This is a genomic window from Streptomyces pallidus (ex Mingjun et al. 2026), assembly GCF_051550185.1.
Taxonomy (GTDB): Bacteria; Actinomycetota; Actinomycetes; order Streptomycetales; family Streptomycetaceae; genus Streptomyces.
Genome location: NZ_CP196182.1, coordinates 535,151 through 546,993 on the forward strand (window position 1 = coordinate 535,151; position 11,843 = coordinate 546,993).

At 70.7% G+C, this 11,843-nt stretch carries 9 protein-coding genes; 4 read left to right on the top strand and 5 right to left on the bottom strand.

The annotated features are described in order from the left end of the window. Nucleotides 1-27: 27 nt before the first annotated feature. Nucleotides 28-1,110, bottom strand: coding sequence for a 3,5-dihydroxyphenylacetyl-CoA synthase DpgA (dpgA, locus tag ACSHWO_RS37165; protein WP_438319682.1), 1,083 nt, complete (start codon nt 1,108-1,110; stop codon nt 28-30). Further along, the gene (locus ACSHWO_RS37170; RefSeq protein WP_438319683.1) at nt 1,107-2,282 is read right to left on the bottom strand and encodes a glycine amidinotransferase; all 1,176 of its coding nucleotides are present in this window, start codon (nt 2,280-2,282) and stop codon (nt 1,107-1,109) included. The genes dpgA and ACSHWO_RS37170 overlap by 4 nt, the downstream gene beginning before the upstream one ends. Nucleotides 2,283-2,991: 709 nt before the next feature. Here ACSHWO_RS37170 and ACSHWO_RS37175 point away from each other — a divergent pair. Next, a complete protein-coding gene (locus tag ACSHWO_RS37175; protein WP_438319684.1) occupies nt 2,992-4,293 on the top strand; it encodes a peptide ligase PGM1-related protein in 1,302 nt (433 codons plus the stop codon). 300 nt (nt 4,294-4,593) lie between these two features. Further along, complete coding sequence (locus ACSHWO_RS37180) at nt 4,594-5,673, top strand: hypothetical protein (RefSeq protein ID WP_438319685.1); 1,080 nt, start codon at nt 4,594-4,596, stop codon at nt 5,671-5,673. Nucleotides 5,674-5,736: 63 nt separating this feature from the next. Here ACSHWO_RS37180 and ACSHWO_RS37185 read toward each other — a convergent pair whose 3' ends face one another. Beyond that, nucleotides 5,737-7,728, bottom strand: coding sequence for a RiPP maturation radical SAM C-methyltransferase (locus tag ACSHWO_RS37185; protein WP_438319686.1), 1,992 nt, complete (start codon nt 7,726-7,728; stop codon nt 5,737-5,739). Between the two features lie 89 nt (nt 7,729-7,817). After that, nucleotides 7,818-7,931 (bottom strand): pheganomycin family RiPP precursor, encoded by a 114-nt coding sequence (locus ACSHWO_RS37190; RefSeq protein WP_361096263.1) that lies wholly within the window; start codon nt 7,929-7,931, stop codon nt 7,818-7,820. 267 nt (nt 7,932-8,198) lie between these two features. On the opposite strand from ACSHWO_RS37190, the gene ACSHWO_RS37195 reads away from it, so the two are divergent. Then, nucleotides 8,199-9,512: a peptide ligase PGM1-related protein gene (locus tag ACSHWO_RS37195; protein ID WP_438319687.1), complete on the top strand. Its 1,314-nt coding sequence runs from the start codon at nt 8,199-8,201 to the stop codon at nt 9,510-9,512. Between the two features lie 244 nt (nt 9,513-9,756). Next, complete coding sequence (locus ACSHWO_RS37200) at nt 9,757-10,863, top strand: glycosyl hydrolase family 18 protein (protein ID WP_438319688.1); 1,107 nt, start codon at nt 9,757-9,759, stop codon at nt 10,861-10,863. A gap of 277 nt (nt 10,864-11,140) precedes the next feature. On the opposite strand, the gene ACSHWO_RS37205 is transcribed toward ACSHWO_RS37200, so the two are convergent. Then, a complete protein-coding gene (locus tag ACSHWO_RS37205; RefSeq protein WP_438319689.1) occupies nt 11,141-11,800 on the bottom strand; it encodes a hypothetical protein in 660 nt (219 codons plus the stop codon). Nucleotides 11,801-11,843: the final 43 nt, after the last annotated feature.

An 11,843-nucleotide genomic window follows, 5' to 3' on the forward strand; every position in this document is an offset into this window, starting at 1 on the left:
CGTCATGCCGTGCGGGCCCGGGGCGGGTCACCACCGCGCCAGCGCCATCTCGATCGTCGATCCGGGCCCCATCGTCATCAGCACGCCGAGGTCGCCCCGCCGTACCCCGCCTTCGGACGCCAGCCGCTGGTAGGAGAAGAGGAAGGAGCCGCTCGACAGGTTGCCGTGGTCGCGCAGCACGCCGGTGGTGTGCCGTACGTCGTGCCGGGTCAGCCCGAGGTTGACGCGCACGGAGTCCACGACCTTCTTGCCCCCGGAGTGCACCACCCAGTGGTCGATGTCGGAGGCCAGCAGCCCGGTACCGTGCAGCAGCCCCTCCAGCGCCCCCGGGGCGTGGGCGCCGACGACGTACGGGACCTGCGGGTCCAGCCAGAAGCTGAACTTGCCGTGCCGGTCGTCCCAGTCGTAGCGCATGGCGTCGACGGCGTCGGGGATGATGCGGCTGGAGAAGCGGAGCAGGGCCGGCGCGAGCGTCCTGTGGGCGTCCAGCCCCCCGTCACCGGGTGCGGTGACGGCGACCGCCGCCGCGCCGTCGCCGAAGAGGCTGTTGACCACGGAGGAGCGCATGGTGCCGTCGAACACGTACGCCGCCGAGCACACCTCCACGCACACCAGCAGGGCCAGTTCGCCGGGGTGTGAACGCGCCCAGCCGGCGACCGCGTTCAGGGCGTTCAGACCGGCGTTGCACCCCATGCCCACGACGTCCAGCCGCGCGCACGAGACGTCGAGGTCCAGTTCCTTGATGAGCAGGGCGGAGAACCCGGGGGTCAGGAAGCCCGTGGACGTCACGCAGCAGAGGTAGCGCACGTCCGACGGCCGGGCGCCGGCGTCCGCGAGGCAGTTCTCGATCGCCCGACGGCCCAGTACGACGCCGTGTCCGGTGTGCTTGCGCAGCAGTTCGCCCTGCGATTCCACGACGGGGGAGCCGTCCGGGGCGAGGGCGGGGAGCGTCAGGCCCCGCCGCTCGATGGCGCTGTTGAGGAAGACCGAGCGGACACGGGGATCGGTGACGGCCAGCAGGTCGAGCAGCTCGCGCTGGCTGTAGCTGGTGTCGGGGACAGCCGTGCCGACCCCGGCGAGTCGGGCGGCTCCGGCGTCCGGTCGGGTCATCCGAGGTAGTCCTCCGGGCCGCCTTCGCGCACGGTGTCCAGCGTGAAGCAGTGGAAGCCTCCTCCGAACAGCCGCCGGTGCCGGTGCCGGACCGGGACGACCGTGAAACCGTGCTTCTCCAGGGTCCGCACCAGCTCCGGGCAGGCTTCGTTGACCAGGACGGTGTCGGGGCTGGCGGACAGCACGTTGAGATCGATGAACGGGCTGGTCAGAACCAGGTCCTCGTCCTCGTAGCGGGGGAAGTTGTCGGTCTCAGGGGCGGGCGCGACGATCCGGTCCCAGCGCCGCAGCGCCTCGGGCAGCTTGTCGGCGACGGCCTCGGAGCGGACGAGCAGGATGCCGGGCCGCAGCGCCAGGACCATGCTGTCGATGTGGCTGTCGCTGAGCCGGTGCACGCGGTGGATCCGGAACCGGCCCCCCACGTGGCGTTCCAGCCAGTCACAGGCCAGAGCATGGTGCGCGGTGGAGACGTTGACGACGAGGTCGCGGCCGAGCCGCAGGACCTGGGCGCCGTCGAACATCATCTCGATGCCCACGTCGTAGGGCGACGGGCTCGGCGTGCCGATCGGTTCCGTGGGCCCGCCGACCGTGCTCTCACGGGCGTAGTCGAGGTCGAACGACGCGTCCGTCATCAGGGGGCGGGGCATCACCGTCCAACGGGCGCCCTGCGCGAAGTACCGCTGGAAGACCGGCGTGAGGAACTGGGTCTCGAAGTAGCGGGAGCGGATCATGGGCGGTGTCTCGATGATCTCGTCGCCCAGGATCAGCGTGTTGTCGCGGATGTTCAGCGGGGGGACGACGGAGGCGGACCAGGCGGGCGTCCGTATCTCGCTGGTGCCGGCATCGAGGTCCATGGGCCGGTGCACCGTGACCCCGAGGTCGGTCAGGGCCGCGGCGATGCCTTCGAGGTCCTCGACGAGCTCGTCCACGTAACGCTGCTTGATGGGCACCCGGCCGCGGCGAGCGCCGTCCTGGCCGGTGTCCCCTGCCTTGGCCCCACTGACCGACAGCCGCGGGTAGTACCACTCGGAACGGGAGGAGTTGTCGCCGGCGATGTTGTCGTGGAAGAAGAGGTCGAAGGACAACTCCCGCTCGTGCGAGGTGTAGTTGGCCGCCGAGCCGACGACCACTTCCTTGAGGGTGGACCATTCGTCGAAGCTGTTCAGCGTCATCGTGAGCTCCATCGATCGCTTGGTGTGCGCCACCGCCGAACCCCACCGGCTCCGACCAGCCCGGACCGGGTTGTCGTGCTCTCCAGCGTCGGCGTGGTGGCGATCAGCGGCAAGGGGCTTTCGCCGCGGTGGCCGCTTTTCGGTCTCCCCCCGGGAGGGGCGTCCCCCGCCCGGCACGCGGAGGGCGGGTGCGCGCGTGTCGGAGGAATATTCCTGGTCAGTGAGTCACGCGACCGGCGGAACGGGATTCCCCAGATCTGTTCACGGTGGCAACGAGGCATGCGCGAGAAGTGTCTGGATCCATTCACGGACCACCTTTGTGTATGTGGCGTGGGTCACATCGGCTGCCCGGGTGGCGCCCGGTGTGCTTCCATCGGAACCGGCGAGGCCCCGGCCGGCAGGACGACGCCGAGAGCGTCCTTGAAATCCAGACAGCGCTGATTTCCAACGGAATTGCCCCCACCGACACAGGTTCCCCCGACTCTCCGGGACCCAGGCGTTCCGCGCGCCGGGGCCCCGACGCCCGGGTTTCCTTGCCCAGGCGGGCCGGCTCGTACCTCCCGCCGTTCACGGCATGATGACGGCGCACGCAGGGGTCTCGACCTGTGTGCGCTTGCAATGCATTGCATGTCGCGCGCGCCGCAGGCTCCTGCGCATGCGTCACCCCTTGCCCCTTCCCGCACACGGACGACGAGGTGGACACACGGACATGCCCCGGCTCCTGATCGGTAACCGACCGAGTGACGACCTGGTGGGAACGTGGGGCAAGCCCGCCATGGGCTGGTGGGCCCAGCGCCTGCTCTGGTTCGTCCGCGACGGCGACGTCCTGGTGCTGCCCGAGCCCCCGGACGAGGCGTTCCTGTCCTACGTCACCGGACTGACCGGCACCGACCGCACGAGCCTCACCCTCGTGGTCCGGGCGGCCGGGGAGCGCCCCGGGGAATGGCTGCTCGACCCCGAACTGGTGGAGCGAACCAGGCAGGCCCTGGCCGGGCGCCCCGTGGACGAGGTATTCGCCCTCTGCCCCAACGAGGCGGTGGTCGAACTCGCCAGGGAGGTCGGGGCGGAGGAAGCCGTGCCCGGCCACGCCTTCCTCGACCAGGGCGGCGCCCTGATCGCCGACAGCAAGGCGGTCTTCCGCACGCTCGCCGCCGGCGCCGGCCTGCCCCTGCCCGAGGGCGGGGTGTGCGCCAACCAGGAGAGCGCCCACCGCCTGATCACCCGGCTGCTGTCGGCGGACCGGCCGGTGATCCTGAAGAAGGAGTTCCTCGCGGCCGGCAACGGCAACGAAGTCCTCACCCTCACCGAGGACATCAGGGTGAACGGCGCCGGCCGCACGGTCGTCCTGAACGACCCGAGGGAAGCGGTGCGCACCTACCTCAACGAGCGCTGGGACTGGCTCACCGAGGGCCGCCGCCACCGGGTGGTCGTGGAGGAGTACCATCCCGGCAGCCGGGGCGTCTTCGCCGAGTTCTGGATCGGCGACGAGGAGATCGAGCTCGGCGGTCAGGGTGAGATGGTGGCCGAACCGGTCGCCGACCACTCCTACCTGCCCGCGCCGGACCTGGCGCCCGACCAGGAAGCCGCGCTGACGGCCGGCGGGCGCAGGCTGTGCGAGGTGCTCCAGGCGATGGGCTACCGCGGCGTCCTGAGCGCCGACGCCATCATCGTCACGCGCGGCACCGACCCCGTCGTCCTCTTCACCGAGTACAACGGACTGGTCACCGGCTCGACCCACGTCTACCACCTCGGCAAGCGGCTGGCCGGACCGGACTACGCCCGCGACCGCCTGCTGGCCGAGTACGTCTCCTGGCGCGTCCCTTCCTTCGCGGAGGCCCGCGAGCACCTGGACAGCGAGGGCATCGCCTACGACCCGGCCACGCGCACCGGCGTCGTGCTGCTGAACTCCTGGCGGGACAATCCGGGCGTCGTCCCCTACTGCCTGATCGCCGCGGACGTCGACGCCGCGGAGCGCCTGAAGGAGCGGCTCAAGCAGGCCCCCGGACCCTGAGCCGCCACCCCGCAGACCAGTCCGCGGACGGGTCGACCCCTGCCCGCGGACCGGACACCACACCGCCGCACACGGAGAGGAGTGAAAACCATGCAGAAGGAGTTCGAGGACTTCATGCGCCAGTACGAGGCGTCCCGCGCGCGCCTCAACAAGAGCGAGTCCCAGTAAGGGACTCGCCCCTCGGGCCCCGACAGGGGCCCGGTAGCACCGGTCACTCCGGCCGAGGGCCGGACCGTTCGTGGCGGGCTGCCACCGGGCAGCCCGCCACGACGGATACCACCCCCACCACGGAGAGCCTCCATGCCAGCGGCCCGGAACACGGACCCCTTCCTCCTCCAGGGCGAACGCTTCGAGGACACGTTCCGGCAGACCGGCGTCGACTACCAGCGCCGCTTCCGCGCGCAGCTGCGTACCCTGCCCGCCCACGTTCCCGAACCGGCCCTCGTCGTGTTCACCTCCGCCCACGACGCCGAGATCGACCGGCTCTCCCTCGAACTGGGCCTGCAGGGCTACCCGCTCTACCGGGTCGACGCCGACGACTGCGTGAACCGCTCCCTCGTCCTCGATCCGGACGCGGGCACGATGCGCATCGACGGCCTGCTCGTCCGGCCGGTCCTGCTCTGGATCAGGCACTTCCTGCCCAACGCCATCGTCGTCGACGGCTCCCCCCTCCTCGACCGCTACGTCCGGGACCAGTGGGCCGCCGTGCTGGAAGTCGTACGCGAGTGGCCCACCACCCACGTCAACCCGCCCGCTTCCCGCCGCGCCAGCCGCCTCGCCCAGGTGCGCCAAGCCGCCGCACTGGGCGTACGCGTGCCCGAGACGGTCCTTGCCAGCAGCGCCGACGAGGCCGCCGCCGCCCTCGGCTGCCTTCCGACGGACCTGATCGCCAAGGCGGCCGGCGACCACTTCGTCCAATCCGAACCGGCCCGGTTCACCGGCGTCTTCCCGCGCCGCGTGACCACCCGGGTCCCCGGCCCGGAGCCCGTCCCCCTGCTGTTCCAGCGCCATGTGCGCCACACGCACGAGGTCCGCGTCTTCAACGTCGGCACGGACCTGTTCGCCTACGAGATCCGCAAGGGCGACCCGAGGGACGTCTGGGCGGACCCCGGGGCCGTCTCGGTGACCCCCGCCGCGGTGCCCGCCCCCCTCGCCCAGCAGGTCACCGCCCTCCTGCAGTGCACCGGTTACACCTTTTCGGGCTTCGACTTCCTGCTCACCCCCGACGGCGCCCCGGTCTTCCTGGAATGCAACGCCAACGGCGACTGGGCCTGGTTCGAGCGCGGCGCCACCGACAGCCGCGTCAGCCGAGCCGCTCTCCACCACTTCGTCAGCCACCCGGCCCTCGCTCCGACGTCGGCCGTCGACTTCCGGGGCTGACCGGCCGAGCGGGCGGTCGGTGCTCCCGGGGCCGGACACCGGCCGACGGTACCGGCGCCCCGGTCACCGCTCGCCGCCCGCACGCCGTCCCGGACGCCCGGGCAGCCCGGGCCGGAGCGGCAGCCCGAGCGAGAGGTACTTGCCGTCCTCCTCCAGGCAGATGCCGTGTGCGACGCAGGACCCGAGGAACTCCTCGACCTCCGCCCGCTCCACCGGCCCTCCGCCGCGTTCGCCTGCGCCCCGCTCGGTCAGCTCCCGGTGGATGCGGGCGGCGCTGCGCGGGGCGTCGCCGCACAGCTCGTACACCTGTGCCCGCCAACCGGTGAGGGTGGCCTTGCGGCGCCGGCCGCCCCGGGTGTCGAACAGCGTGAGCCAGTCCGGCCCGCGCCGGTAGGTGAGGGTGGGCCGGTCCGCCGAGGCCCATGCGCGTCCCCACGCCTCCACGGCCTTGGCGAGCTCGGCGACGGAGTCCGGGGAGGCGACGTCCGGTGCCCGGTAGTCGAAGAAGTACGCGATCCGGCTGTGGTCCAGCCCGGGGACCGGGAACGCCAACCGGTAGGCGCTCTTCGGGGCGATCTCGCCCATCCCGAACGAAGGGTCGGTGAAGTACGGGCTGAACCGCTCCAGCCAGATGCGCCCCACGCCGGCGGGCGGCTCCAGATGGGTCAGCAGGGGCACGAGGGCGGCCTGGCCCGTGTAGTCCTCGTCCGTCTCGCCGGGGAAGCCGGCGAGGAGGTTCCAGTCGACGCGGACGCCGTAGTAGTGGGCCCACTTGAGCAGACGGATGTTGAGGAGCCGCGAGGAGCCCTTGCGCATGAGCCCGAGGACGTGGGTGCTCAGGCTCTCCAGGCCCGGCTGGATCTTCCACACCCCGGCCTCGGCCAGCAGGCGTATCTGGTCCCGGGTCAGGTTGGCCTTCACCTCGAAGAACAGGGCGGTGTCCCAGACGGACCCGCGCAGGCCGGCGCAGAAGGTGTCGAGGTAGGCCATGTCGAGGATGTTGTCGACGGCGTCGACCGCCAGGACCCGGTGCCGGCGCATCAGCTCCTCCAGCTCGGACAGCGCCCGCGCGGGAGACTTGGCCCGGTACTGCATGCCCAGCGCGTTGAGCCCGCAGAACGTGCAGTGGTGCTTCGCGCCCCACCAGCAGCCCCGGGAGAACTCCACCAGCAGCCGCTGGGTGTTCCGGCCGATCACCCGGTCCCGGCCGAGGGCCTCCAGGGCGGTGAAGTAGTCGTCGTAGTCCGGTACCGGCAGCTGGTCCATGTCCCGGGTGCGGGTGCCGGGGGAGGGGGTGGTCACCCGGCCTTCGGGGGTGCGGCCGCAGACGCCCGGTATCCCGGTCGGGTCGGCGCCGCGGGCGACGGCCGCCGCCAGCCGGGGGAGCGTCACGTCGCCCTCCCCCACGACCACGTAGTCGATGAAGTCGAAATTCCTCAGGTACTCCGGGCCCATGTCCCCGTCGTAGTTCGCGCCGCCGAATACGACGATCAGATCGGGACGGGCTTCCTTCAGGCGGCGCGCCAGCGCCAGGGCGGCGACGTTCTGGATGAACGTCGACGTGAATCCGACGATGTCGAGTTCCGACCAGATACTTCGGGCGGCGAGTTCGTCGATCCACGCGGGCAGGCGCACGCACCGCAGATCGGCCACGGCGTCCCAGTCCGCGCCGGCCTCGGCGCACATTTCGGCCACCTCGGGAAAACGCCGACGGTAATCCTCCACGTCCTCGGTGACCCCGAAGGCAGCCGTCCCGAAGAGCCATTCGCCGAACAGGTGGACCCGTTCGGAAGGGGCTTCGGTGATGACCTCGTAAAGGTCCGCGCCCAGCTCGGCGGACAGCTCCAGGTTCGGGTAGACGCTCCGCGCGTCGTGCCCGAAGGAGCGGAGTGCGGCCTGGAGCAGCCCGCACTGGATGGAGGGGGTGTCGGTGCGCGCCCACGGCATGTTCACCAGGCCGATGCGCAACGGCCTCGCCGGAACGCAGTCCGCCGGGAAGAGGGGCTGGTCGAACAGGGGCTGGTCGATCAGTTTCAACTCACCGTCGCCTGACACTGGTTCCTCCGTACGTCCGCTCCGGCAGGCCGGACCCCTCCCCGGCGGGCGGGGAAGGACCCGGGTCACGCGTTGGTCGGTGCGCCGGCTCAGTCCTTGACGTTGCTGGCCGAAACGACGCCGATGTCCTTCACGTTGCTGTCCGAGACGATCTCGGCGACGTCGGATTCCTCGATCTCGGTCCAGACGATTTCACGCTCCATGCTTCACCTCCCTCCTCATATGCGGACATGAGATTCCGTCGGTGAACGGTCATCGATCGTAGGAACCGCCCCGGCGGTGAACAAGGTGGCGATCCGGCCATCGGAACACCGAAGCCGCGTTCCGTGCCCGACTCCCGTGGGGCTTCGGAGGCGGGTGCGCTATTGACGCCCCATTCGGCCGCTTCTCACAATTGGCCGGTCCAGCCGGGCGAGGAGTCCTTCGCCGGCCCGCCGGAAATTGCACTGCGACCACAGGAGTGTCACCGCATGCTGCGACTTCTCATCGGAAACGACTGGAGCGAGGAGCTGGAGGAGCCCGTCGGGACCGGCTGGGCCGTGCAGCGCCTGCTGTGGTTCGCCCGCGACGGCGACGTCCTCGTCCTGCCCGTCCCGCCCGAGGAGGAGTTCCTCTCCTACGTCACCTCCCTGACGGGCACCCGGCGCGACTCCCTCCAGGTGGTCGTCCCGCCCCCCGGCCGCACCGGCACCGGCGCGCTCACCGCGGACCGGCTCACCGACCCCGCCCTCATCTCCGAGCTGCGCGAGAAGACCGCCGGCCGGCCCGTCGACGAGGTCTTCGCCCTCTGGCCCGACGCGGCCGTCGCGGCCGCCGCCGACGCCCTGGGCTGCCCGGGAGCCCTCCAGGGACACGCGTTCCTCACCCAGAGCGGCGGACTGCTCGGCAGCAGCAAGGCCGTCTTCCGGGCCCTGGCCGCAGGCGTGGGCGCCCCCCTGCCGGACGGCGCGGTCTGCGCCGATCCGCGGCGCGCGGAGGAGCACATCGTCCGCCTGCTGGACGGCGGCAGCCCGGTCATCCTCAAGCAGGACTTCGGATCGGGCAGCGACGGCAACGAGATCCTCAGTCGCACCGGGGACGTGGAGCTGCGCGGCGCACGGGAGATCCGCCGGCTCGCCGACCGCCCGGCGGTCTCCGCGTACCTCGCCGAGCGCTGGGACTGGCTGACCGCCGGCGGCCGCGACCGAGTGGTCGTCGAGCGCTACCACCCCGGCAGCCGCGCCTACTTCGCCGAGTTCTGGATCTCCGACGCGGGCATCCGGCTCGGCGGGCACGGCGAGATGCAGTACTGCCCGCTGCCCAACGCCCAGGTGATGCCGGCCCCGGACCTGACAGCCGGGCAGCTGGACTCGCTGGTGGACGGCGGGCACCGGATCTCGGCGGGGCTACGGGCGGTGGGCTACCGGGGGATCCTCAGCGCGGACGCCGTGGTCACTCCTCAGGGGGAGGTGCTCTTCACCGAGTACAACGGCCGCGCCACCGGCTCCACCCACATCTACGAGATCGTCGGCAAGCGGGTGGTCGGACCGGGTTTCGGCACCGACCGCATCCTGCTGGAGCGGGTGTGGCCGAAGCACTGGGAGGTGCCCTCCTTCAGCGCCGCCCTCACCCGGCTCCGCGAGTCCGGCCACGCCTACGATCCGGACACCCGCCGCGGCGCGATCATCCTGGCCGCGTACCACCCGGGCCGCAAGGGCGTCATGCTGTGCTTCGTGGACGACACCGTCGGTGCCGCCCTGCACCGCGAACAACTGGTGGGCGGGTTGTTCGCCCCTGCCACCTGACCAGCCGGGACGACGGCCACACCCACCACGGAGGTCGCGCACTCGGACCCGGAGCCCCGGCGCGGCGATCGTTCGCGACGACGCCCTGCCGCGGACAGGGCACGCCGGGGACGTGCGCACTGGGCCGTGCAGGGAGTCGTGTGGGGACGTTTGACGAAGCGCGTGCGTGGGGGCGGGTCGCGCTGCGCAGGGCTCGGGAGAATCGCCGACACCCAGGGCACCCCCACGAAAGGTCCTGCTCTCGATGAAGCACATCGGACGACGAGCCGCTGCCGGACTGGCGGCGCTCGTGCTCCTTGGTACCGGTTCTGCCCGTGCCCTCGCCGCGGACGACCCGGACGACTCCGGCACGGTCGTGATCCTCAACACGGGCGACAACACCAAGATCGCTGGACGGGACCTGATCGACGGCAACGACAACACCATCGGTACCGGGCACACCGTCACCCGGGGCACCACGCCGCCCACCACCCCGGTCACGACCGCGCCCCGTCACGTGGTGGCGTTCTACCAGACCGGTACCACCACGGGCGACGGCACCCCGTACGTCTCCCCGGCGCCCCTGGCCGGGTACGCGGACGTGGTGGAGGTGGCCGCCTTCCACCTCAACGACCCCGCGCAGTTCCCGATCCTCACCCTCAACGACGACGCCCCCTCCGCGGCCAAGTACGCCCCGATGTGGCGCGACGTCGCCGCCCTACAGGCCAAGGGCGTCAAGGTCACCGCCCTCCTCGGCGGCGCCGCACCCGGCACGTACACGCGCCTCGACGCCGACTTCGACATGTACTACCCGCCGATCCGCGACGCCCTCAGGACCTACGAGCTGGACGGCATCGACCTCGACATCGAGGAGACCTTCACCGAGGCCACGGCAGAACGACTCGTCAACCAGCTGCGCGCCGACTTCGGGGCGAACTTCCTGATCACCCTGGCCCCGGTTCCGGGCGACCTCACGGCAGCCCCCGGCAGCGGGCTTCCCGACGTCGACTACCGCACCCTCGAGGCCAACGTCGGATCCAAGATCAACTGGTACAACGCCCAGTTCTACTGCGACAACGGCAGCCTCGCCGACACCAGCGACTACGACGCCGTCATCCAGAACCAGTTCCCCGCGTCCAAGGTCGTGGCGGCCGCCATCACCAACTCCACTCTCAACTGCGCCGGCTTCGTCGACATGCCGACCCTCCAGAACACCCTGCGCAGCCTCGCCAACAGGTACCCCGGATTCGCCGGCGCCGCAGGATGGGAATACGCGCCCTCCCGCGACGTCAACGCCACCAACTGCCCCACCGGCCCCGCCAACTGGTACTGCGCCGTCCGGCAGGCCCTCCCCACCACGACCACCCCCTGACGTCGAGGGCTCGGAGCACGACTTCGCGCGTGCCCCGCGCCCCGCGCCCCGTGCGGCCCGCATCGCATGAGGTCCTTCTGCTGTTGCTGCGTCAGGCCGTCGATGTGGGACGCGTCGACCGGGATCTCGTTGTGGGCTTGTCCGGTTCGGCGGAGGGGTTCGCGTCGGCCCGGGAGACCACGCGCAGGGCTTCCTCGATCAGCGCGCTCGCGCGGCAGCAGCGTGAGACGGATCAGCACCGAATGCTCGCGGCCGTGGGTCGTGTCGGGACGAGGCGTCAGGGACGCCGTGCAGGCGCGGCGGCTTCCGTTCGCCCGTCCGCTCGGCTACGCCGAACGCGCCAGCTCCACACGGTGTGTCCCACGAGAGCCACGGCGACGACGCATGCTGCGACGCGAGTGACGTTCCAGGTCACGGCGAAAACCGGACCCTGCGAGTCCGCCTCTACGCTCAGTCGTTGAGTCGCCTCGAAGAACGCGGTCAAGGGAACGAGCAGACGGAACGGAAGCCCGCCAATTCCGGGCGTTCGCGCTACGTTCCCCATGAGTCCCACAGGCGCACCGAAAACGAAAGCCGCCATTCCCCACACGAGGATTTGCGCCTTGTTGAAGGAGTTGGATTCCATTCCATCCGGAACGGAGGTGGCGGATTCCAGTCCGGCCGGAATGGTGGGATTCAAGTCCTTGAAGACGTAGTACGTGACCACGCCGATGGCCAAACCCAAAGATGCCAGCAATGCCGACTCGATTTTGGATCGACGGAAATAGCCCACCAGCAACGCATAGCAGGCCCATGGCCACCCGCTGGAAAAAACAATACTCACGGCGACGCAGGCGGGATTGTCCCATTTTCCGGCAATGGGGCCCACCAGGCCGAGTAGTAAACCCGCTCCGAGAGACACGGTGACCGGCGCAACGCGACCGCGCGCAAGGTGCATGATTGCCCTTCCCCCGTTCAGTGGGTAGGTCCGAGGTGGAGGT

Coding starts and splice junctions, on each gene's coding strand:
- dpgA (WP_438319682.1), bottom strand. CDS start 1,110: ATGACCCGACCGGACGCCGGAGCCGCCCGACTCGCCGGGGTCGGCACG.
- ACSHWO_RS37170 (WP_438319683.1), bottom strand. CDS start 2,282: ATGACGCTGAACAGCTTCGACGAATGGTCCACCCTCAAGGAAGTGGTC.
- ACSHWO_RS37175 (WP_438319684.1), top strand. CDS start 2,992: ATGCCCCGGCTCCTGATCGGTAACCGACCGAGTGACGACCTGGTGGGA.
- ACSHWO_RS37180 (WP_438319685.1), top strand. CDS start 4,594: ATGCCAGCGGCCCGGAACACGGACCCCTTCCTCCTCCAGGGCGAACGC.
- ACSHWO_RS37190 (WP_361096263.1), bottom strand. CDS start 7,931: ATGGAGCGTGAAATCGTCTGGACCGAGATCGAGGAATCCGACGTCGCC.
- ACSHWO_RS37195 (WP_438319687.1), top strand. CDS start 8,199: ATGCTGCGACTTCTCATCGGAAACGACTGGAGCGAGGAGCTGGAGGAG.
- ACSHWO_RS37200 (WP_438319688.1), top strand. CDS start 9,757: ATGAAGCACATCGGACGACGAGCCGCTGCCGGACTGGCGGCGCTCGTG.
- ACSHWO_RS37205 (WP_438319689.1), bottom strand. CDS start 11,800: ATGCACCTTGCGCGCGGTCGCGTTGCGCCGGTCACCGTGTCTCTCGGA.